Source organism: Halomonas organivorans (genome assembly GCF_014192055.1).
Classification (GTDB): domain Bacteria; phylum Pseudomonadota; class Gammaproteobacteria; order Pseudomonadales; family Halomonadaceae; genus Halomonas; species Halomonas organivorans.
Genome location: NZ_JACHXM010000001.1, coordinates 447,522 through 469,042, shown reverse-complemented (window position 1 = coordinate 469,042; position 21,521 = coordinate 447,522). Strand labels below are relative to the sequence as shown.

The following is a 21,521-nucleotide window of genomic DNA, read 5'->3' as shown; positions in this document are numbered from 1 at the left end:
CGCGCTCAGCGATAGCGGTTGAGGTCGATGTCGTCCGAGTCGGTGGCCGCGCCGGTGGCCGCCCCCACGCCGCCGCCGATCACCGCCCCGCGGGTGACGCTGCCGCCGGTCACGGCCGCTGCCCCGGCGCCCACCGCGGCCCCGACGCCTGCCCCGCTCAGCGCCCTTTCGCCGGTCGTGGTGCCGCACCCGGCCAGGGCGATCGCCAGGGTCGTGCCGGCCAATATCATCATCAGTCGTTGCATGGTGGTCTCCTCACAGTGGCATTCCCTGAGTTGGAGGCGTGCAGGCCGGATAAGTTTCGAAACGGTGTTTTTTATTTCGGCCAAGGAGACGCGATGGGGCAGGGCTGGCAGTAGAAGGGGCCGTCGCCGCCGAGCACGGCGACGACGGGAGCAAGGCTCAGGGGCGGGGCTGCTGCTGGGTGATGCAATGGATGTTGCCGCCGCCGAGCAGGATCTCCCGGGCCGGCACGCCGATCACCCGGCGCGTGGGGAACAGCGCCTGGAGCAGGTCGCGGGCCTCGTCGTCCCGAGCCGGGTCGAGCAGCGGCATCACCACCACCGAGTTGCCGATGTAGAAATTGACATAGGAGCCGGCCATGCGGTCGCCGGGGCGCCGCGGATGCGAGTGGCTCAGGCGGTCGATGCCGCTGGCCTCGTCCTCGCCGATATGCAGCGGGCCGGGCTGGGGCAGCCGGTGCACGGTCAGCGTGCGGCCGCGGGCGTCGGTGGCGTTCTCCAGCACGGCCAGCGCCTCCCGGGAGATGGCGTGCTGGGGATCGGCCTCGTCATCGGTCCAGGTCAGGGCGACCTCGCCGGGGGCCACGAAGCAGGCCAGGTTGTCGACGTGGCCGTCGGTCTCGTCGAGATGGCAGCCGCGGGGCAGCCAGATCACCTTCTCGACGCCCAGGGTGTCGCACAGCAGCCGTTCCATCTCGGCCCTGGAGAGGTCCGGGTTGCGGTTGGCGTTGAGCAGGCACTCCTCGGTGGTCAGCAGGGTGCCTTCGCCGTCCACGTGGATGGCGCCGCCTTCCAGCACCACCGGCGCCACGAAGCGCTCGATGCCGAGCATCTCGGCGATCTTGGTGCGGATACGCCGGTCCTTGTCCCAGGGGAAATAGAGCCCGCCCTGCAATCCACCCCAGGCGTTGAACTCCCAGTCGACCATGGCCAGGCGGCCGTCCGGATGGGTGAGGAAGGTCGGGCCCACGTCGCGCATCCAGGCGTCGTTGCTGGAGAGCTCGACCACCCTGACGTGGTCGGGCAGCTGGACGCGGGCGTTCTCGTACTGCTCGTCGTTGACGCCGACGAACACCGTCTCGCTCTCGGCGATGGCCGTGGCCACTTCGACGAAGGCCTGCTGGGCCGGCTTGGCCCCATAGCGCCAGGTGTCGGGGCGCTGCGGCCACAGCATCCAGCAGGCGTCATGGGGGGCGAACTCGGCCGGCATGGCGAAGCCCTGGGCCGCCGGGCTCTCGGGAGTGGCGCCCGTCTGGGCGCCTTGGGCAGATGTCATCGTCATGGCAGGTCTCACAGGTAGCCGACCACCAGGAATACACCGGTGGCGATGGTGGCGGCAATCAGCACATAGGGGAGCTGGGTCAGGGCGTGGGCCATGGGCGTGCAGCCGCTGCCCTGGGCCGAGAGCACGGTGGAGTCGCCGTAGAAGCAGGCATGGCTGCCGAAGGCGCTGGCCGAGATCAGCGCGCCGACCACCAGCGGCATGTTGGCGTGCACGCTTTCGGCCAGCGGCAGCACGATGGGCATGGCCACGGCGAACAGGCCCCAGAAGGAACCGGTGGCGAAGGCCAGGAAGGCCATGGTGACAAACACCACCGCGGGCAGCAGGCTGGAGGTCATCAGCGGCTCCACGGCGGTGATCACGAAGTCGGTCAGCCCCAGGACGTCGTTGACCTCCTTGAGGGTGAAACCGGCCACCAGGGTGCCGAGCGGCATGAGCATCGCCTTGAACCCGTCCAGGGCGGTGTCGAAGGTCTCGTGGAAGCTCAGCAGGCGCTGGGCGCCGATCATCACCAGCAGCACGACCAGCGAGACGATGACCCCGCGCAGGATGTCGATGTCGAAGTACCAGGTGAAAAAGATCAGCGTGGCGATGGGCAGCAGGAAGTTGATCAGGTGCGGGCGCGGCTTGTCCTCGTCCACCTCCAGCGCGGCGTCGTCGACGCCCGAAGGCATCGGCTGGCCGGCGCTGGCACGGGCTTCGGCGGCCTTCATCGGGCCGATGTCTGGCATCCAGCCGAGCGCCACCAGCGGCACGATGGCGGCCGCCACCCAGGCGTAGAACATGTAGGGGATGGCCTCGATGTAAAGGCCCATGCCGTTGCCGGTCACGTTGTTCTCCTCCAGCAGGCCGGCGAAGAACACCGCCCAGGTGGAGAAGGGCACCAGGATGCACACCGGGGCCGCCGTGGAATCGACGATGTAGGCCAGCTTCTCGCGGGAGATGCCGAAGCGGTCGGTGATCTTCTTCATCGAGGCGCTGATGGTCAGGGCGTTCAGGTAGTCGTCGACGAAGATCACCAGGCCTAGCACCCAGGTGGTCAGCAGGCTGTGGTGCTTGCGATGGATGCGGCGTGTCATCACGTCGCCGAAGCTGAGTACCCCGCCGGTCTTCACCAGCAGGGCGATCAGGCTGCCGAACAGGCCGCAGACCAGGATGATCCAGGTCACGGTGTCGTTGCCCAGCACGCCGAGCAGGATATCCGAGCCTTGAGTGACCACGGTGGTCGGGTCGATCATCAGCAGGCCGACCACGGTGCCGGCCAGCAGGGACTCGATGGTGCGTCGGGTGATCAGAGCCATGCCCAGTACCACCAGGGTAGGGATCAGGCTCCAGGCGCCATAAGTATCCATGGGGAAAGTCTCTATTGTCGTTGTCTTGCGTCGTCATGGGCGCGCGGCGCCCGCGTGGGCGCCGCGCTGGCAGTTACAGGTAGCCGTCGGCCTTGAGGGACTCCGTGGCCGCCGTCAGCGCCTCGTCGAGGATCGCCACCGCGGTATCGACGGTCTCGCGGCTCCAGATCAGCGTCGGCGAGATCACGTTCAGGTGACCCACCGGGCGGATGATCAGGCCGCGCTTCTGGGCCTCGAAGGCGATGCGGTCGCCGACCCGGGCCTCCACCGGCAGCAGCTCCTTGGTGTCCTTGTCGGCCACGTTCTCCAGACACATCATGAAGTGGCTGCCCCGCACGTTGCCGACGGTGGCGTGGTGGGAGAGCGTCTTGAGCTGCTGTTCGAGATAGGGGCCGACCTCGCGGACATTCTCGCAGATGGCCTCGCGCTCGATGATCTCGATGCTCTTGAGCGCCGCGGCACAGCTTACCGGATGGCCGGAGTAGGTGAAGCCGGTGCTCAGCACGCCGCCCTTGCGCTGGGGGGTGCCCAGCACCTCGTAGATCTCGTCGGAGATCAGGGTGGCGCCCAGCGGCGCGTAGCCGGAGGACAGCCCCTTGGCGCAGTTGATGATGTCCGGCTGGGTCTCGAACACGGCCTCGGAGGCGAAGAAGTGCCCCAGGCGGCCGAAGCCGGTCACCACCTCATCGGCTATGAACAGGATCTCGTTGGCGCGGCACACCGCCTGCATGCGCTTGTGATAGCCCTCGGGCGCCACCAGCACGCCGCCGGCGCCCATGATCGGCTCGGCGATGAAGGCGGCGATGTTGTCGGCGCCGATCTCGGCGATGGTGTCCTCGAACTCGGCCACCAGGTGATCGCAGTACTCGGCCTCGCTCATGCCCTCGGGGCGACGATAGCAGTTGGCCTCGCTGAGATGGGTCACCAGGTGATCGAGGGTGTCGAAGTCCCAGTTGTTGCTCTCGATGCCGGTCAGGGTGGCGGCAAGATAGGTGGTGCCGTGGTAGGCGTTGTTGCGCGAGATGATGCGCTTCTTGTTCGGCTTGCCCAGGCGATTGAAGTAGTAGTGCACCAGGCGAATGGTGGCATCGTTGGCCGTCGAGCCGCCGCAGCTGTAGAAGACGTGGTTGAGATGCGCGGGAGCCAGCTCGGCCAGCTTGGCGGAGAGCTCCGCGGCCGGGGCGTTGGACAGGTTGTTGAAGGTCGAGAAGTAGGCCATGCGGGTGGCCTGTTCGGCCATGGCCTGGCCGATCTCGGCGCGGCCGTGGCCGACGTTGACGCACCACAGCCCGGCGATGCCGTCGATGAAGCGGTTGCCCTTGGCATCCTGGACGTAGATGCCCTCGCTGTCGGTGATCAGGTCGCAGCCTTCCTCGTGGAAGACGCTGAAGTCGGTGAAGGGATGGATGAAGTGATCCTTGTCCTTCTGCCACAGGGTCTTGGCATCGAGGACGGGGCGGTCGGTCGTCGGACGGGTGCTTGTTGTGGTCATGGCAATACCTCCTGTCGAGTGGAAGCCAGACTAGCCATCCCCGGCCAGGGGGGAACATATCCTGATTGGGGTATATCGGGGACTCGTGCCGTCCTCGTAAGGTCGCTGGCATGACGAACAACGACCAATGAGGCGCACCATGACGATTTCCATCGACGGCCAGCGGCTGTGGGACACGCTGATGGCCATGGCCGAGATCGGCCCCACCGCCAACGGCGGCAGCTGCCGCCTGGCGCTGACCCCCGAGGACGCCGCCGGCCGGCGCCTGCTGCTCGACTGGTGCGAGGCGATCGGCTGCACCTGGCGGGTCGACCGGGTCGGCAACCTGTTCATCCGCCGCGCCGGCAAGCGCGACGACCTCGAGCCGGTGGCCACCGGCAGCCACCTGGACACCCAGCCCAAGGGCGGCCGCTTCGACGGCATCCTCGGCGTGCTGGCCGGGCTCGAGGTGTTCCGCAGCCTGCATGACCAGGGCATCGTCACCGAGCGCCCGCTGGAGCTGGTGGTGTGGACCAACGAGGAGGGCAGTCGCTTCGCCCCGGCGATGGTCGCCTCCGGCACCTATGCCGGCGAGTTCGCCGTCGAGGACACCCTGGCCCGCCGCGACGCCGACGGGGTGACTCTCGGCGAGGCCCTGGAGGCCTGCGGCTTCGCCGGCGACCTGCCGGTGGGCGAGCCGCGGCTGGACGGCTTCTTCGAGCTGCACATCGAACAGGGGCCGGTGCTCGAGGACGCCGGGGAATCCGTCGGCGTGGTCACCGGCGTGCAGGGCATGCGCTGGTTCGACGTCACCTTCACCGGCCAGTCGGCCCATGCCGGCCCCACGCCGATGCGGCTGCGCCACGACGCCCTGGCGGCGGCGGCGCGCCTGATCGACCGCCTGCAGGCCCACGCCATGGCTGACGCCAGCGGCGACACCAAGGTCACCTGCGGCTGCCTGGACATCGAGGCGGCCTCGCGCAACGTCATCCCCGGCGAGGTGCGCCTCACCGTCGACCTGCGCCACGTGGTGGAAACCGAGCTGGATGCCCTCCAGGCGCTGTTCGAGCGCGAGCTGGCCGCCGCCGGCGAGACCTTCGGCGTGACCGTCTCCCAGCAGCGGATCTGGGCCTCGCCGGTGGTGGAGTTCGCCTCCGAGTGCATCGCCGCGGTGGAGGCCGCTACCCGGGCCCAGGCGGTGCCCTGGCGGCGCATGATGAGCGGCGCCGGGCACGACGCCGTCTATGTGTCCCGCGTCGCCCCCACTTCGATGATCTTCATCCCCTGCCGCGACGGCATCAGCCACAACGAGGCCGAGTACGCCACCCCGGAGCATTGCAGCCTGGGTGCCCAGGTGCTGTGCGACGCCATGGTCGCCCGCGCCGACCGTCCGGCCTGATCACGGGAGCCCCCTATGACCGAACATCGCCGAATTCCCCAGACCTGCGACGACTGGCAGGCGCTGGCCGCCTCGCTGGCCGAGCAAGGCCTCGAGACCCGCGCCTATATCGACGACGCCTTCGTCGACGCTGCCGACGGCGCGACCCTGACCACGATCAATCCGGCCACCGGCGAGACGCTCGCCGAAGTGGCGAGCTGCGACGCCGCCGACGCCGAGGCGGCGGTGGCGGCCGCCCGGCGCGCCTTCGAGGGCGGCGAGTGGTCGCGCCGGGCCCCGGGCCAGCGCAAGGCCGTGCTGCTGCGCCTCGCCGAGCTGATGGAGGCCCACCAGCACGAGCTGGCGCTGCTCGACACCCTGGACATGGGCAAGCCGGTGGGCAGTTCGCTGGGCGACATGGCCGGCGCCATCGGCTGCCTGCGCCACCACGCCGAGTCGATCGACAAGCTCTACGGCGAGGTGGCGCCCACCGGCAACGACGCCCTGGGCCTGGTGCTGCGCGAGCCGCTGGGGGTGGTGGCCTCCATCGTGCCGTGGAACTTCCCGCTGATGATGACCGCCTGGAAGATCGCCCCGGCGCTGGCCGCCGGCAACAGCGTCATCCTCAAGCCCTCGGAGAAGTCGCCGCTGTCGGCGCTGCGCCTGGCCAGCCTGGCCCGCGAGGCCGGCCTGCCGCGCGGCGTGTTCCAGGTGTTGCCGGGCTTCGGCCACACCGTGGGCAAGGCGCTGGCGCTGTCGATGGACGTCGACTGCCTGGCCTTCACCGGCTCCACCGGGGTCGGCAAGCAGCTGATGCAGTACGCCGGCCAGTCGAACCTCAAGAAGGTGTTCCTGGAGTGCGGCGGCAAGAGCCCGAACCTGGTGTTCGCCGACTGCAAGGATCTCGACAGGGTCGCCGAGCACGCCGCCGGGGCGATCTTCCACAACCAGGGCGAGGTGTGCATCGCCGGCTCGCGGCTGCTGGTCGAGAACAGCATTCGCGAGGCCTTCGTCGACAAGGTGCTGGCCGCCGCCGAACGCATGCAGCCCGGTGACCCGCTGGACCCGGACAGCTTCATGGGCGCGATGGTCGATCAGGCCCAGCACGAGCGGGTGCTCGGCTATATCCGCCGCGGCGTGGAAGAGGGCGCGACCCTGCGCTCAGGTGGAAAGGCGCTGGACGGTCCCGGGCTGTTTATTCCGCCGACGGTGTTCGACGGCGTCACCGACGCCATGGCGATCGGCCGCGAGGAGATCTTCGGCCCGGTGCTGTCGGTGTTCGGCTTCGACAGCGAGGACGAGGCGGTGCGGCTGGCCAACGACAGCGACTACGGTTTGGCGGCGGGGCTGTGGAGCCAGGACATCGACCGCATCATGCGCGTCACGCGCCGGCTGCGCTCGGGGCAGGTGTTCGTCAACAACTGGGCGGACATGGACCAGACGGTGCCCTTCGGCGGCGTCAAGCAGTCGGGCAACGGCCGCGACAAGTCGCATCACTCGCTGGAGGAGTACTCCGATCTGAAGAGCGTATGGATGACGCTCGCCACTTGAGTGTCGTCTGGTCCCCGAGGCGGGGGCGTGAACCCAGCACCACCAACGGAAGGATAACAACAATGCCCATCAAGACTTCGACGCCGAATCGCGTCCTGCTGGCCGGCGCGCTGTCCACCCTGAGCGTCGGCGCCGTCGCCGAGCCGTCGACGCCGGCCGATACCGTGCTGCGCGACGGCAGCCTCTATACCGTCGATGCCGAGCACCCCATCGCCGAGGCGCTGGCGGTGCGCGACGGGGTGATCGTCTACGTCGGCGACGAGGCCGGCGTGGAGGCCTACGTCGGCCCGGATACCCGGGTGATCGACCTCGACGGCAGGATGGTGATTCCGGGGCTGCAGGATGCCCATATCCACGGCATCACCGCCGGCCGTGCCCAGTGCGACCTCGACTACCGGCCGCTGAGCGTCGACGAGTTCACCGCGCACCTCGAGGGCTGCCTCGCCGACCCTGCTTTCGGTGCGCAGCCCGACGACTGGCTGACGGTCGAGCACTGGTACGTGCAGTTCCTCAAGCCCCGCGGCACCGAGATCGACAAGGCGGTGCTGGACGCCATCGACACCGAGCGGCCGATCATCGTCCATGACGTCTGGGGCCATGCGGCCCTGGCCAACTCCCGGGCCCTCGCGCTGGCCGGCATCGACGCCGACACCCCTGACCCCCAGGGCGGGGTCATCAAGCACGATGATCAGGGCCAGCCGAACGGCTGGCTCTACGACGACGCCCAGTTCCTGGTGGACGAGGCGATGCCCGAGCGGCCGCCGCTGGATGCGCTGGAGGCGGCCCGTCGCGGCCTGGCGGTGCTGGCCGAGGAGGGCATCACCAGCTTCCAGGCCCAGAGCGAATCGCGGGACACGGTCGAGACCTTCGCCAGGCTGCGCGAGGCTCACGGCCTGACCGCCCGGGCTCATTTCCTGATCGACTCCGGCGCCAGGACCGGCGACGACCTGGCGGCCTTCATCGACGAGCTGGATGTCATCCGCGAGGCCTTCGAGCGTCCCGAGCAGCTGCCGCTGCAGGTGCGCGCCTGGCGGCCCGGCGAGCAGCAGGGCGAGCGCCTGGTGGCCGAGCCCGGAGTCGCGGTGGCCGGCGTCGGCGAGGTGATGGCCGACGGCATCCTGCAGGCGCCGACCCAGACCGCGGCGCTGCTCGAGCCCTACCGTGTCAACGCCGGCAGCGTGGCCGCGCCGGACTGGCAGCCCGGCGACAACCGCGGCGAGGCCTACATCGATGCCGAGACCCTGGGCGAGATGGCCACCCGGTTTGCCGAGCGCGGCTACCAGACGCAGATTCACGCCATCGGCGACCGCGCGGTGCGCAACACCCTGGATGCCTTTGCCATGCTGCGAGAGGCCGACGCCACCGCGCCGCAGGCCAGCGGCTACGACCGGGGCGGCGACTCGCGACCGCTGATGTCCCACGCCGAGCTGGTCGACGCCGCCGATCACGAGCGTTTCGCAGGGCTCGGGGTGGTGCCGGTGATGTCCTACCAATGGGCCAAGCCAGCACCGGACTCCACCGATGCGGTGAAGCCCTACCTCGGCGCCGAGCGCTGGGCCGGCTACGAGCCGGAGGGCGAGCTCGCCGCGGCGGGGGCGAAGATCGCCTACGGCAGCGACTACCCGGTGGACCCGCTCGACCACTGGTTCGCCCTCGAGGCGGCGGTGCTGCGCGAGGCCGACTGGGGGCCGGAGTTCCCGGCCTACGCCGGTGACCTCAACGCCGAGCAGCAGGCCCTGTCGCTGGAGGCGGCGATCCGCGGCATCACCCTGAATGCCGCCTACGCCATGCATCAGGACGAGGTCACCGGCTCGCTGGTGGTCGGCAAGCTCGCCGACCTGCTGGTCCTCGACCGGAACCTGTTCGAGATCCCGGCCGAAGACATCTCCGAGACCCAAGTGCTGATGACCATGGTCGGCGGCGACGTCGTCCATCGTGCCGAGGCCTTCCAGCCCTAGGTGCTGACACCTCGGCCCGTCGGGGCGCCGCCAGCGGTGCCCTCGAGCTTCATCGACGTGCCATTGGGGAACGTTTTCCACGTCGTTTGCCGGCCTTCGGGCCGGCTTTTTTGATTCTTCGCAGATCGACGTGCGGCGGGCGGGAATCGCGTATCCTGTCGGCCCCGTCGAGAGAGCGCCCGAGGAGGCTCCCGCCATGCGTCGTCTACCCTCGTTGACCGCGCTGCGCACCTTCGAGTGCGCCGCACGCCATGCCCACTTCGGCCGCGCGGCGGCGGAGCTGTGCGTCACCGACAGCGCCGTCAGCCACCAGGTCCGCCAGTTGGAGGAACAGCTCGGGGCGACGCTGTTCGTGCGTCGGGGTCGCCACATGCAGCCCACGCCCCAGGCCCGGCGCCTGCTGCACAGCCTGCAGCAGGCCTTCGAGCGGGTCGGCGAGGCCTGCGAGGCGATCGCCGCCCCGGACACCCAGGCCGCGCTGCAGGTGGCCGTGCCCGCCGAGCTGGCCCAGAAGTGGCTGGTCGGGCGCCTGGACGATTTCTGCCGCCGGTATCCGCATATCGATCTGCACCTGCACGCCCGGGCCTACGACGTCCAGAGCCTCGATCCCGACCTCGACCTGGCGATCATCTACGGCGCCGGGCCGGCGGATGCCCACGAGCTCTTCGTGCGCCCCCTGCCGGCGCTGCATTTCTTCCCGGTGTGCAGTCCGGGACTGTTCAACGCGGGCGGCCTGACCCGCCCCGCGGACCTGGCCCGCTGCCGGTTGCTGCACGATGACCAGGACGGCGGCACCTGGGCCGCCTGGCTGGCCACCCATGCCGGCGACGCCCGTGCCGGGCGCAACCTCTACTTCGAGCACGCCGGCCTGGCCCTGGAAGCCGCCGCCAACGGCCTGGGCGTGGCGCTCGGCGATGCCCTGACGGCCTCGGAAGACCTGGCGCGGGGGCGGCTGGTGCGGCCCTTTGCCGCGAGCGTGGGCTCGCTCGGCCAGTACGCGCTGGTCTGCGACCGCCAGCGCCTCGAGCGGTCGGCGGTCGCAAATTTCATCGACTGGTGCGTCGAGCGTCTCGAGACTCCTGAATTCCATTCAAGGGTCGCGCAATAATCGTCGTTGGTGCGTCGCAAGAGGCCGGGCCTAGCATCGGAATACCCCAACAACGAGAAAGAGGTGTTCCATGGCGCGCTTGCTGACCTCCCTGCCCAAGGCCGATGGCTTCCGGCTGCCCGGTGAGTTCGAACCCAAGGCCGGCTGCTGGCTGGGCTGGCCGGAGCGCCCGGACGTATGGCGCAACGGCGGCAAGCCGGCGCAGCGGGTGTGGGCCGAGATCGCCGCCGCCATCGCCGAGAGCGAGCCGGTCACCGTATGTGCCTCCGCGGCCCAGTTCGCCAACGCACGGCGCCTGCTGCCGCCCTCGGTGCGGGTGGTGGAGATGACCTGCAACGACAGCTGGTTCCGCGACAGCGGCCCGGCCTTCGTGGTCAACGACGCGACCGGCGAGGTGCGCGGCGTGGACCTCGAGTTCAACGCCTACGGCGGGCTCGACGGCGGGCTGTACTTCCCCTGGGACAAGGACGACCAGATCGCCCGGAAGGTGCTCGAGATCGAAGGCCTGGACCGCTACCGGGCGCCGTTCATCGCCGAGATGGGCGGCATCCAGTGCGACGGCCAGGGCACCCTGCTGACCACCGAGCAGTGCCTGCTCAACCGCAACCGCAATGGCCACCTGGGCAAGCAAGCGGTGACCCGACACCTCGAGGACTACCTCGGCGCCGAGCGGGTCATCTGGCTGCCGCGGGGCTGCAAGTTCGACGAGACCGACGGCCACATCGACGACCTGGCCTGCTTCGTGCGCCCCGGCGAGGTGCTGCTGCAGTGGACCGACGACCGCGACGACCCGCAGTGGGAGATCTACCAGGAGGCCTACGAGGTGCTGAAGAGCACCCGCGACGCCCGCGGCCGTGAGCTCACCGTGCACAAGATGCCCCAGCCGCGCGCCCTGGAGTGGACGGCCGAGGAGGCCGAAGGCCTGGACCAGGTCGACGGCACTCACCCGCGCCAGGCTGGCACCCGCATCTGCGCCTCCTACATCAACTACTACGCCGGCAACTCGGTGATCGTGGTGCCGCTGTTCGGCGATCCCAACGATCGCGTCGCCCAGGCCACCCTGGCCGAGCTGTTCCCCCGTCACCGCATCGTCGGCATCGAGGGCTCCCGCGAGATCCTGCTCGGCGGCGGCAACGTCGCCTGCATCACCATGCCCCAGTACGCCGCCCCGACGCCGAGCGGCGGCTGACCCGGCGCGCCCGGCCGCTGCCCTCGGCGGCGGCCCTGGCCCTTTCCTCTCCAGCTCGACAGTCGGCCCCAGCGGCCGCCGGTGCCCCGCCTGTGCGGGGCGCCAGGGGCCCCTGCGGCCGGAACCGACTCGACAACAACCAACAAGCGAGTGAGGTATCCACGATGACGCAATCCACTACCGTCCCGGGCGAGGCCCGGGGACTGCCCCGCATCGGCGTCGACCATCCGCTGGCGATCGCCGCCGCCGTGGCGATCAGCTTCGTCGGCAATGCCGTGGTCATGGGCATGCCGCTGATGGTCGGTGCATGGGCCGACTTCCTGCACTTCGACGAGCAGCAGGTGGGCTGGCTGGCCTCGGCGGACCTGGGCGGCATGTTCCTGGCCTCGCTGGCCACCGCGGCCCTGGTGTCGCGCCTCAACCGGCGCCACCTGGCGCTGTTCGGCATCCTGGTGGCGATCGCCGGCAACCTGCTGTCGACCCAGTATCACGATGTCGGGCCGCTGGTGGCGGCGCGCCTTCTGGCCGGCTTCGGCGGCGGCATCTGCTACTCCACCGGCATCGCCTGCCTGGCCATCACCCACAAGACCGGGCGCAACTTCAGCATCATGATGTTCGGCCTGGTGGCCATCAACGCCATCGAGCTCTACACCATTCCCTACCTGACCGGGGCCTGGGGGATCGACGGCATCTTCCTGGCGTTCTGCGTGGCCTTCGCGCTTTGCCTGGCGGTGATTCCCTTCCTCTATCCGCACACCCCGGCCGACGCGGAGAAAGTACCCGGCGAGCGCCAAGCGGACACCGCCCCGCGGCTGCCCCGCCTGCTGCCGTGGTGCTGCCTGCTGGCGGTCTCGTGCTTCTACATCACCATCGGTTCGTTCTGGGCCTTCATCGAGCGCGCCGGGGTCGATGCCGGGCTGGGCGACGCCTTCATCGCCAACGTGCTGACCCTGGGCAACGTCTTCACCCTGGCCGGCTGCGTCGCGGCGGTGTGGCTGAGCCGTCGTGCCGGCCAGTCGCGGGTGCTGATGGCCGCGCTGGTGGGGATGGCCGGGGTGCTTCTGCTGCTGGCCGTGGAGATATCGGCGACCACCTTCGTCATCGGCACCTTCGGCTTCTGCATCGCCTGGCTGTTCACCGACATCTTCCAGCTCGGCACCCTGAGCCATATCGACGCCTCGGGCCGCTACGCGGCGCTGGTGCCGGCCGCCCAGGGGCTGGCCCAGACCGCCGCCCCGGCGATCGCCGGCTTCCTGCTGGCCCGCGAGCTGGGCTACGGCGCGGTGATGATGCTCGGCGCGGCCGGGTCGCTGGCAGCGCTGTGCCTCTACGCCTTCGTCTATGCCCGCCTGCGCCGGCTGGTCCCCGAGATGGCCGACGCCGAGTAGTCGCCGCCGTCGCCCATGGCGCGAACGCCCCGGGGCCAGGTTCCTGCACTGGCCACGGGGCGTCTTGCGTCCGGCTCAGGGCGTCGCGACGCTTGCCGGGTCGTCCCGGTAGATGCCGGGGAACAGGCGCTCGAGGTTGGCCACCTTGGGCTGGTCGTGGATCACGATGTAGGGATGCTGGGGATGGCGGCGGGCGAAATCCTGATGGTAGGCCTCGGCCGGGTAGAAGCCGTCCAGCGCCTCGACGCGGGTGACGATCTGCCGGTCGAAGGCGCCGGCGTCCTCGAGCTGGTCGATGTAGGCCTCGGCGACGCGCCGCTGGGCCGCGTCGGCGTAGAAGATCGACGAGCGATACTGCGGGCCGGTGTCTGGCCCCTGGCGGTTCAGCTGGGTCGGGTCGTGGGCCACCGAGAAGAACACCTGCAGCAGCCGGGCATAGGAGATCCGCTGCGGATCATAGGTGATGCGTACCGACTCGGCGTGGCGAGTGCGACCGGCGCTGACGCTGCGGTAGTCGGCGCCGGCCGCGCGGCCGCCGCTGTAGCCGGAGACCACGTCGTTCACGCCGTCGAGGTGTTCGAACACCGCCTCGACGCCCCAGAAACAGCCGCCGGCGAGCACCGCGGTCTCAAGTCCGCTGCCCTCTGGCGTTGGGCCGCCGTCGGCGGGTGGCGGCAGGGCGACGGCAGGTTCGGCGGCAAGGCCGGAAGGTGGCGCGGCAAGGGCGGCACACAGCGCCAGGGCGGCGCCCAGGCCGACGAGGACGGGGCGGGGCAGGGACAAGGACGAAGTAGGCATGGCGAGACTCCTGCGTGGGAAACCATGCCCCACGCTAGGCGTCCGGCGCCGGGCGAATCATCACGATTCGGTCACGATGCCCGCGATCCCGTCTTGTCAGCCGCCCTGCTGGCGGGAGACCAGCGCCACGTGGTCGAGGAACAGCCGGAACAGCTGCGATTGGCTGGAGACCTCGAGGCGCTGGTAGATGTGCTTGCGGTGCACCTTGACGGTGCCGTCGCTGATGTCGAGCTCGCGGGCCGCCGACTTGGTGGAGTGGCCGGCCAGCAGCAGCCGGACGATCTCACGCTCGCGCTGGGTCAGGGCCTCCTGGCCGAAGCTGTCGAAGGCCGCCTCCACCGGCTCGCGCTCCTCGAGGCTGGCCTGGAAGCCGTGCCCCTGCCACTTCCAGTACTCGCCGAGCAGCGCATCCACCACCGGGGCGATATGGCGCAGCGCCAGCATGTCGCGACGCGTCACCCGAGGGCCGTCGCCGCGAAAGCCCAGCGACACCACCATCACCACGTCGGCGTCGACCCGGGCGAACAGCCCGATTTCGTCGGACAGGCCGAGCGCGCGGTAGTAGTGGTGGTAGTACTCGCTGCTCTCGAAGCGGTCCGGGGCCAGCTCGCGCAGCCGATAGGCGCTGGTGTCGAGGCCGTCGTGGACGGCCTTGAAGAAGGGGTCGAGCAGGTAGGCCTGGCTCAGGTAGCGCTCGATGCCCTGCTCGCGACGCCCCGGCGGATAGTTGTCGTGAATCAGCAGCGGCCGATGGCTGCCCTTGTAGGTGTTGATCAGGATGGTGTCGAACCCGGTCAGTTCGTGCAGGGTCCGCTCCAGCATGGCCGGAAAGGCGGTGCTGCCGGCGCTGCGGATCAGCTGGGCCAGGCGCTGGTGCCACGCCAGGCTGGCGGCGGTGGCGAGAGTGTCGGCGGAGATCACGATGGGGCGGTCCTGAAGGCGTGTCATGTTCCTCGGCGGGTCGAGCATACCACGGGGTAGGCCCGCTTATTGCATCAGCAATGACTGAAGTCCCGCGAGGTCCATCGCCACCAAGGAGTCTGTCCATGCAAGAGAACCGCATCCTCGACCTGGCCTACGGCATGTCCGACGCGACCCGCGACAAGATCGGACGCATCGAGAGCATCACCCGCCAGACCGAGATCCTGGCGCTCAACGCGCGCATCGAGGCGGCGCGGGCCGGCGCCGCGGGGGCCGCCTTTGGCGTGGTCGCCGAGCAGATGGGCGAGGTGTCCAGCGACATCCAGCGCATCGCCCGGACCTTCCGCGACGAGGTGGCGCGCCAGACCGCCGAGCTTGAGGAAGCGGGCACGGCCATGGTCGACGACTTCCGCGGCCAGCGCCTGACCGACCTGGCCCTGAACGCGGTGGAGATCATCGACCGCAATCTCTTCGAGCGCTCCTGCGACGTGCGCTGGTGGGCCACCGACAGCGCCGTGGTCGAGGCGGCCGAGGCGCCCGACGATGCGGCGCGCCAGGCCCATGCCAGCGACCGACTGGCCACCATCCTGCGCTCCTACACCGTCTACCTGGACCTGTGGATCGCCGACCGTGACGGGCGGGTGATCTCGACCGGTCGCCCCGGTCGCTACCCCGAGGCCATCGGCGCCGACGTCTCCCGCGACGACTGGTTCCGCCGCGCGCTGCACACCCGCTCGGGAGACGACTTCATCGTCGCCGACATCGAACGCAATCGGTCCCTGGAGGACGCCGCGGTCGCCACCTATGCCACCGCCATCCGCGAGGGCGGACGCGAGGACGGCGCGGTGATCGGCGTGCTGGGCATCTTCTTCGACTGGGCGCCCCAGTCCATGGACGTGGTGCAGGGCGTGGGGCTGTCGGAGGAAGAGCGTGAACGCTGTCGGGTGATGCTGGTCGACGCCCGCCACGGCATCATCGCCGACTCCCGCGACGAGGCGGCGCTGGGCGAGACCTACGAGTTCGCGCCCGAGGGACGGGGGCGGGGCTATGACCTCGAGGCCGGGCGCCTGGTCGCCTTCGCCGAGACGCCGGGCTACGAGACCTACGAGGGGCTGGGCTGGTACGGGGTCATCGAGTACCGCCGCGAGGCCGAGCCGCGCCATGACCGGGCCGATGGGAAACGCGCCTCAGCGGTGCGCGATCTGGCGGCGGTTGCATCATGATGGTGCGTGAGTGGTGAGTGGTGAGTGGTGAGTGATGAGTGATGAGTGGTGAGTCGTGAGTCGTGAAGCGCGGGTCGGGGTGGCGGGATGGCCTCGCTGGCCTCATCATGAGGCCGTCACCGATGCGATCGTTCGAAGGGAGGCCACGACGACGCCATGCTGGGATTCCTTCAGGGAGCCGCCTACGGCCTGTTCCTGACCTGCCTGCCGTGGTGCCTGGCCGGCTTGGCCAGTCCGCGACTGGCGCTGGCCAACGAGCACCCCACCCGCTTCCAGGTGGTGGTTCGCTACGTCTTCCTGGTGCCCTTCGTCAGCCTGCTGATGTGGCTGACCTCGCTGTGGGGTGGCTTCGACCCCAGCCTCGGCGGGTGGCTGGCCGGGCTGGTCGCCATCGCCGTGGAATTGCCGCTGGAACGCCGCTGGCGGCGTTTTCGGGCGCGCCGTCACAAGCGCCGGCTCGAGGAGATGCTGCGCGCCGAGGCGGACCGTCGACGCCATGAGGACGCCCGCGAGGCCGGGGTCAGCGAGCTCGATCCCGCGCATCCGCCGAACGATGCCGACGAGGTGGTCCAGGCGCTTTGCCGTGCCAAGAAGGCCCTGCTGGAGGCCAGTCGTGCCGATCATGCCGCCCAGGTCGATCGCCTCTACAGCCGCTACCGACATGTGCTGGAGGTGATGGCCTCGCGCTTCACGGCCGGCGAGCTGGCCCATGAGCGGGCCCGCTCGCTGGTGGTCGAAGTGTGCCTGGGCGCGGTGGACAACTTCACCGCCATGGCCTCCCAGGCCCGCGGGGTGGCCGGCCTCGACATCGACTTCATCCGCCGTCGCCTCGGCCAGGAGGCCGACCAGCTGTCGGCCAACGAGACCAGTGCCCTGCGTCGCCGGCTGGCGCTGATCGAGGACACCGAACGCTCGCTGCGCCGGCTCGCCGCCCGCAACGAGGCGGCGCTGACCGCGCTCGACGACACCAGCGTGGCGCTGTCGCGGATCGTCACCGATCGCCCGCAGGCCCGGATCGGCGCCGATCAGGCCTGCGAGGAGCTGCGCCGTTTCATCGACGGCGCCGGGCGCTATGGCCGCGAGACGCGATAGACTGCAGGGAGACGGGTCCCGGCCGCCATCGCCAGCGCCGATGTCTTCTGGAAGAGCGCTGATGGCTTTTGGAAAAGCGCTGATGGCTTCTGGAAAAGCGCCGGCGGCTTTTGAAAAGAGAAAAGGAGAGCCACGCCATGACCGACGCGCCTCGTTCATCGGGCAGCCCGCTGTCGCTGCCCCCCGTGGAACGCATTGCCGAGGAGCTGGAACAACCGGCGGCGGATGAGGCCGGGCGTGCTGCGGCGGATCCGGAACTTGCCTCCATGGCCGAGGCCTTCGTGGCCCAGACCCTGGGCGACGAGGCCGAGGGGGCCGCCGCCCGCCAGCGCCGGGCGGTGGACGAGATGGGCCTCGAGCTCCAGCAGCAGGCCGCCCGACAGAGCGAAATGCTCAAGACGCCGCTGCGCCAGCTGGCCCGCCATGGCGAGGAGGGCGGGCCGGTGGCCAAGGCGCTGGTCGCGCTGCGCGGCCGCATGGATGCCCTGGATCCGCGCCATCATCGCCTGGAGCCCGGCCGCTTCGACCGCCTGCGCCGCCTCCTGCCTGGCGCGAGCAGCCGCCTGCAGCGCTACTTTCAGCGCTTCGAGACCGCCCAGCAGGCGCTGGAAGCGATCATCGCCGACCTCCAGGGCGGTCGCGACATGCTCGAACGCGACAACCTGACCCTCGCCGACGACCAGGAGGCCATGCGGGGTATCCTCGATCAGCTCGAGCGCCAGGTGTCGCTGGGCCGGCTGATCGACGAGCGCCTGGCGGCGGCTCGCGATGACATCGCCGACGATGCGCGGCGGGCCTTCGTCGACGAGGAGCTGCTGTTCCCTCTGCGCCAGCGCATCCTCGACCTCCAGCAGCAGCAGGCGGTGTGCCAGCAGGGCGTGCTGGCCCTGGAAGTGATCATCCGCAACAACCGTGAGCTGATGCGCGGCGTCGACCGGGCGGTCAACGTCACGGTGTCGGCGCTGAGCGTGGCCGCCACCGTGGCCCTGGCGCTGGCCAACCAGCGGCTGGTGCTGGACCGGGTCGAGTCGCTCAACGCCACCACCAGCGAGACCATTGCCGGCACCGCCCGGGCGCTGCGCCAGCAGGGCGTCGACATCCAGACCCGTGCCGCCTCGGCCAACCTCGACATGAAGGCCCTCGAGGGCGCCTTCGCCGACGTCATGGCGGCGGTCGACGACCTGGCGAGCTACCGCCGCGAGGCCCTGCCGCGGCTGGGCGAGCAGATCGAGCGCCTGGAGACGCTGACTCGAGAAGGGCATGGCGCCGTCGAACGCCTTGGCCGCGAGACCGGAGGCAAGGACGACGCCTCGAGCTAGCCTATCGTCGCCGTGCCTCGGAGCCGCTTCCTTCCTGCCCCGGTATCGCTCGATGCCGGGGCAACGTTTTCCTGCCCTCCCCTCGGCCGATCCTCATGGCACTTTAGCGACGCGATTAAACGTTGGACCTCCAACGCTGGGACTAAAGTGGCAGAAGTGTCATGTGACCGGCGGATCGTGGTCGACGTCGAATGACATAACAACGCGTCAGGACGACGCAGGGGGCTCTCATGCAACTGAACTACAAGAAATGGCTGCAGCCCGTGCAGCATCGGGAAGTGGACAAGGGAACAGGGGCGGCGGTACTGGACAGCGGGGCTGGCGAGGGGCTTGCCGAGGCGGTCCTGGAGTCGGCCGTGGACGGCATGGTGGTGATCGACGCCGAGGACCGGGTGATTCGCTTCAACGCGGCGGCGGAACGCCTCTGGGGGCTGTCCCGGGCCGCGGTACTCGGCCAGCCGGTGGATCGGCTGGTGCCCGAACTGCTTCGCGAAGAACACCAGGATCATCTTCAGGCCAGCCGAACGACCGGCCATGACGTTCAGGTGGGGCGGCATCGCGAGGTGCGGCTGGAGAGAGCCGATGGCGGCCGGCGCCGGGTGAGCATCGCCCTGTCGCGTGTGATGCTCGACGGCGGCGAGGGGTATGTCGCCGTGGTGCGAGACGTCGGTGCCGCTCGTGAGGCGGAGCAGGGGCCTCGCCAGGCGCTGGAACAGTGCCTGGACGCCGTGGTCAGCATCGACGAGCACAACCGGGTGACCTTCTTCAATGCCGCCGCCGAACGGCTATGGGGTCGCCGCCGCGACGAAGTGCTGGGCGAGAACGTCAATCGCCTGGTACCCGGCGCGATCCGCGACCGGCATGACGGCTTCGTCGACCGCCATCGGCGCCACGGCGATGACCGCATCGTCGGCACCAGCCGCGACGTCCAGCTGGAGCGCGCCGACGGCGAGGTACGCTGGGTCAACCTGGCGCTGTCGCGTTTCGTGGTCGACGGGCACCAGTGCTATACGGCCTTCGTGCGCGATATCACCGAACAGCGGCAGTTCCGCACCCTGATGGAGAGCACCCTGGAACAGGCCATCAATGCCGTGGTGACCATCGACGAACATAACCGGGTGACCTTCTTCAACGCCGCCGCCGAGCGATTGTGGGGCTACCAGCGTGACGAGGTGATGGGCGAGAACGTCAAGATGCTGGTGCCCCATGCCATCCGCGGGCATCACGACGGCTATGTGCAGCGCAATCGCGATACCGGCGAGGATCGCCTGGTCGGCAAGACCCGCGAGGTCGAGGTGGTACGCAAGGACGGCACCTCGGGATGGGCCAGCCTGTCGCTGGCGCGGATTCGCATCGACGATGCCATCGTCTACACCGCCTTCCTGCGCGATGCCACCGAGGATGTCGCCCATCGCGACAACATGGCCAGGCGCACCGAGGAATTCGCCACCGCCAACCAGCGGGTCACCCGCTTCGCCGAGGACATCGAGGCGATCGCCATGCGCACCAACCTGCTGTCGCTCAATGCCTCCATCGAGGCGGCGCGAGCCGGCGAGGCGGGGCGAAGCTTCTCGGTGGTGGCCGAAGAAGTGAGGGCGCTGGCCGAGCGCGCCTCGGCGTCGGCCAAGGACATCGGCGAGGTGGTCCAGCACTCCCAGACGCTGTTCCAGGAGCTGCAGGACGCCCTCCAGGCCATCGAGGATACCGCCCGAGGCCAGTGACCCCGGCAGCCTGCCGGATTCGGCACGGGTCGATGCCGAATCCTTGCTGACCGGCCCAGTCCTGAAGGCGGCGAGGCGTCCCTCATGCGGGGACGCCGATCCGGCTCGCCCCGACTGGACTATGCTGCCAAGGAGGCGGCAGCGCTGTCGCCGAGGAGGCAACCGGGGGGCGCCCGAGATGCCTCGATGACGCGGCCGGCTGGCCGCAAGGGGCGATCATGAGCGATGACGTGCGCAATGTCTTCGTGGTGGGGCTCAACGATTTCAACCGGGAGCGACTCGAAAACCTGAGGGGTGCCGATGGCTGCCGCTTTCATGGCGTCATCGACCCGGCGGCCGTCTACGACACCGAGGTCTTCGACATTGCCGCCATGCTCGAGGAGGCTACCGCGCAGTTGGAGGCTTTCGACGGCAACGTGGATGCCATCGTCGGTTACATGGACTTTCCCGTCTCGACCATGCTGCCGATCCTTTGCGAGCGTTTCGGCACCCGGTCGCCGACGCTTGCGAGCCTGCTCAAGTGCGAGCACAAGTACTGGAGCCGTCGGGTACAGAAGGAGGTCATTCCCGAGTACATCCCCGGCTTCACGGCCTTCGATCCCTTCGATGACGATGCGCTGACCCGCATCGGCGAGGCCGGGCTCTACTTCCCGTTCTTCGTCAAGCCGATCAAGTCCTCCGGCTCGCGGCTGGGTTTTCGCATCGACACGCCGGAAGACTTCTACCACGCCATCGAGCGGCTGCGAGGCGAGATCGGCCTGATCGCCGATCCCTTCAACACCGTGCTTGAACAGGCCAGGTTGCCGGACGAGATCGCCGCGGTGGACGGCCATTTCTGCATGGCCGAGGAGATCATCGGCGGCTGGCAGTGCACCGTGGAGGGCTATGTCTTCGACGGCGAGGTGGTCAGCTACGGCATCGTCGACTCGCTGCGCTACCCTCAGGTGTTGAGCTTCTTTCACTACCGCTACCCCTCGGGGCTGCCGGATCCCGTCCAGGCCAAGATGCGCGAACTCACCGACACGGTGATGCGCCACATCGGCTTCGACAACTCGGCCTTCAACATCGAGTACTTCTGGGACGAGGTGCAGGATCGCATCTGGCTGCTGGAGATCAACACCCGGATTTCCCAGTCCCACTGTGACCTGTTCGAGAAGGTCGATGGAGTCAGCAACCAGCAGGTCACCATCGACCTGGCGCTCGGTCGACGCCCCGACATGCCCCATCGCCAGGGCGACTACGCGGTGGCGGCCAAGTTCTTCTACCGGGTGTTCTTCGTCGACGCCGTGGCCGCCCGGGTGCCGAGCGACGAGGAGATCGCCGAGCTGGAGGCGGACTTCCCGGGCAGCGTGATTGCCCTGCAGGTGGCGACGGGCCAGCGGCTGTCGACCCTCCCCGAGCAGGACAGCTACAGCTATGCGTTGGCCTACATCTGGATGGGGGCCGACAGCGCGGAACGCCTGCTCGAGGACTACGAGCGCCTGGCGGCCCGGCTGACGTTCGAATTCGACGATATCGAGGGCTGAAC

17 protein-coding genes are annotated in these 21,521 nt (G+C 69.2%); 11 read left to right on the top strand and 6 right to left on the bottom strand.

Annotated features, from left to right (window positions below; genetic code table 11):
• Positions 1-5: 5 nt before the first annotated feature.
• The 4 genes from FHR96_RS02115 to FHR96_RS02100 form a co-directional block, all read right to left on the bottom strand.
• The gene (locus FHR96_RS02115; protein ID WP_183385980.1) at positions 6-245 is read right to left on the bottom strand and encodes a hypothetical protein; all 240 of its coding nucleotides are present in this window, start codon (positions 243-245) and stop codon (positions 6-8) included.
• 157 nt (positions 246-402) lie between these two features.
• Positions 403-1,518: an agmatine deiminase gene (aguA, locus tag FHR96_RS02110; RefSeq protein WP_183386096.1), complete on the bottom strand. Its 1,116-nt coding sequence runs from the start codon at positions 1,516-1,518 to the stop codon at positions 403-405.
• Between the two features lie 14 nt (positions 1,519-1,532).
• Positions 1,533-2,876, bottom strand: coding sequence for a Na+/H+ antiporter NhaC family protein (locus FHR96_RS02105; protein WP_183385979.1), 1,344 nt, complete (start codon positions 2,874-2,876; stop codon positions 1,533-1,535).
• A 73-nt stretch (positions 2,877-2,949) separates the two neighbouring features.
• Positions 2,950-4,368, bottom strand: a complete 1,419-nt coding sequence (locus FHR96_RS02100; protein WP_183385978.1) for an aminotransferase — start codon at positions 4,366-4,368, stop codon at positions 2,950-2,952.
• 139 nt (positions 4,369-4,507) lie between these two features.
• Between FHR96_RS02100 and FHR96_RS02095 the strand changes: the two genes are divergently transcribed.
• The 6 genes from FHR96_RS02095 (at position 4,508) to FHR96_RS02070 (ending at position 12,919) form a co-directional block, all read left to right on the top strand.
• Entirely contained in the window at positions 4,508-5,746 is a 1,239-nt protein-coding gene (locus tag FHR96_RS02095) for a M20 family metallo-hydrolase (protein WP_183385977.1), read from the top strand.
• A gap of 15 nt (positions 5,747-5,761) precedes the next feature.
• Positions 5,762-7,276: an aldehyde dehydrogenase gene (locus FHR96_RS02090; protein ID WP_183385976.1), complete on the top strand. Its 1,515-nt coding sequence runs from the start codon at positions 5,762-5,764 to the stop codon at positions 7,274-7,276.
• Between the two features lie 62 nt (positions 7,277-7,338).
• The gene (locus FHR96_RS02085; protein WP_183385975.1) at positions 7,339-9,234 is read left to right on the top strand and encodes an amidohydrolase; all 1,896 of its coding nucleotides are present in this window, start codon (positions 7,339-7,341) and stop codon (positions 9,232-9,234) included.
• Between the two features lie 196 nt (positions 9,235-9,430).
• A complete protein-coding gene (locus FHR96_RS02080; protein ID WP_183385974.1) occupies positions 9,431-10,342 on the top strand; it encodes a LysR substrate-binding domain-containing protein in 912 nt (303 codons plus the stop codon).
• 70 nt (positions 10,343-10,412) lie between these two features.
• The gene (gene aguA, locus FHR96_RS02075; protein ID WP_183385973.1) at positions 10,413-11,531 is read left to right on the top strand and encodes an agmatine deiminase; all 1,119 of its coding nucleotides are present in this window, start codon (positions 10,413-10,415) and stop codon (positions 11,529-11,531) included.
• A gap of 164 nt (positions 11,532-11,695) precedes the next feature.
• Positions 11,696-12,919 (top strand): MFS transporter, encoded by a 1,224-nt coding sequence (locus FHR96_RS02070; RefSeq protein WP_183385972.1) that lies wholly within the window; start codon positions 11,696-11,698, stop codon positions 12,917-12,919.
• A gap of 75 nt (positions 12,920-12,994) precedes the next feature.
• Here FHR96_RS02070 and msrA read toward each other — a convergent pair whose 3' ends face one another.
• Positions 12,995-13,717 (bottom strand): peptide-methionine (S)-S-oxide reductase MsrA, encoded by a 723-nt coding sequence (gene msrA, locus FHR96_RS02065; protein WP_183385971.1) that lies wholly within the window; start codon positions 13,715-13,717, stop codon positions 12,995-12,997.
• Positions 13,718-13,813: 96 nt separating this feature from the next.
• Positions 13,814-14,665 carry a helix-turn-helix transcriptional regulator gene (locus tag FHR96_RS02060; protein WP_221195655.1) on the bottom strand — a complete coding sequence of 284 codons (852 nt, stop codon included), beginning with the start codon at positions 14,663-14,665 and terminating at the stop codon, positions 13,814-13,816.
• 98 nt (positions 14,666-14,763) lie between these two features.
• On the opposite strand from FHR96_RS02060, the gene FHR96_RS02055 reads away from it, so the two are divergent.
• The 5 genes from FHR96_RS02055 to FHR96_RS02035 all read left to right on the top strand — a co-directional run bounded on the left by FHR96_RS02055 (position 14,764) and on the right by FHR96_RS02035 (position 21,519).
• Positions 14,764-15,861: a PDC sensor domain-containing protein gene (locus FHR96_RS02055; RefSeq protein ID WP_183385970.1), complete on the top strand. Its 1,098-nt coding sequence runs from the start codon at positions 14,764-14,766 to the stop codon at positions 15,859-15,861.
• A gap of 156 nt (positions 15,862-16,017) precedes the next feature.
• On the top strand, positions 16,018-16,953 hold the full coding sequence (locus FHR96_RS02050; RefSeq protein ID WP_183385969.1) for a cobyrinic acid a,c-diamide synthase: 936 nt from the start codon (positions 16,018-16,020) through the stop codon (positions 16,951-16,953).
• Between the two features lie 137 nt (positions 16,954-17,090).
• Complete coding sequence (locus FHR96_RS02045; RefSeq protein ID WP_183385968.1) at positions 17,091-18,272, top strand: toxic anion resistance protein; 1,182 nt, start codon at positions 17,091-17,093, stop codon at positions 18,270-18,272.
• A gap of 230 nt (positions 18,273-18,502) precedes the next feature.
• Positions 18,503-19,993, top strand: a complete 1,491-nt coding sequence (locus tag FHR96_RS02040; RefSeq protein WP_183385967.1) for a PAS domain S-box protein — start codon at positions 18,503-18,505, stop codon at positions 19,991-19,993.
• Positions 19,994-20,211: 218 nt separating this feature from the next.
• Entirely contained in the window at positions 20,212-21,519 is a 1,308-nt protein-coding gene (locus FHR96_RS02035; protein ID WP_183385966.1) for an ATP-grasp domain-containing protein, read from the top strand.
• Positions 21,520-21,521 lie beyond the last annotated feature (2 nt).

Coding starts and splice junctions, on each gene's coding strand:
- FHR96_RS02080 (WP_183385974.1), top strand. CDS start 9,431: ATGCGTCGTCTACCCTCGTTGACCGCGCTGCGCACCTTCGAGTGCGCC.
- FHR96_RS02100 (WP_183385978.1), bottom strand. CDS start 4,368: ATGACCACAACAAGCACCCGTCCGACGACCGACCGCCCCGTCCTCGAT.
- aguA (WP_183386096.1), bottom strand. CDS start 1,518: ATGACATCTGCCCAAGGCGCCCAGACGGGCGCCACTCCCGAGAGCCCG.
- msrA (WP_183385971.1), bottom strand. CDS start 13,717: ATGCCTACTTCGTCCTTGTCCCTGCCCCGCCCCGTCCTCGTCGGCCTG.
- FHR96_RS02040 (WP_183385967.1), top strand. CDS start 18,503: ATGCAACTGAACTACAAGAAATGGCTGCAGCCCGTGCAGCATCGGGAA.
- FHR96_RS02105 (WP_183385979.1), bottom strand. CDS start 2,876: ATGGATACTTATGGCGCCTGGAGCCTGATCCCTACCCTGGTGGTACTG.
- FHR96_RS02035 (WP_183385966.1), top strand. CDS start 20,212: ATGAGCGATGACGTGCGCAATGTCTTCGTGGTGGGGCTCAACGATTTC.
- aguA (WP_183385973.1), top strand. CDS start 10,413: ATGGCGCGCTTGCTGACCTCCCTGCCCAAGGCCGATGGCTTCCGGCTG.
- FHR96_RS02045 (WP_183385968.1), top strand. CDS start 17,091: ATGACCGACGCGCCTCGTTCATCGGGCAGCCCGCTGTCGCTGCCCCCC.
- FHR96_RS02070 (WP_183385972.1), top strand. CDS start 11,696: ATGACGCAATCCACTACCGTCCCGGGCGAGGCCCGGGGACTGCCCCGC.
- FHR96_RS02115 (WP_183385980.1), bottom strand. CDS start 245: ATGCAACGACTGATGATGATATTGGCCGGCACGACCCTGGCGATCGCC.
- FHR96_RS02085 (WP_183385975.1), top strand. CDS start 7,339: ATGCCCATCAAGACTTCGACGCCGAATCGCGTCCTGCTGGCCGGCGCG.
- FHR96_RS02055 (WP_183385970.1), top strand. CDS start 14,764: ATGCAAGAGAACCGCATCCTCGACCTGGCCTACGGCATGTCCGACGCG.
- FHR96_RS02090 (WP_183385976.1), top strand. CDS start 5,762: ATGACCGAACATCGCCGAATTCCCCAGACCTGCGACGACTGGCAGGCG.
- FHR96_RS02050 (WP_183385969.1), top strand. CDS start 16,018: ATGCTGGGATTCCTTCAGGGAGCCGCCTACGGCCTGTTCCTGACCTGC.
- FHR96_RS02060 (WP_221195655.1), bottom strand. CDS start 14,665: ATGACACGCCTTCAGGACCGCCCCATCGTGATCTCCGCCGACACTCTC.
- FHR96_RS02095 (WP_183385977.1), top strand. CDS start 4,508: ATGACGATTTCCATCGACGGCCAGCGGCTGTGGGACACGCTGATGGCC.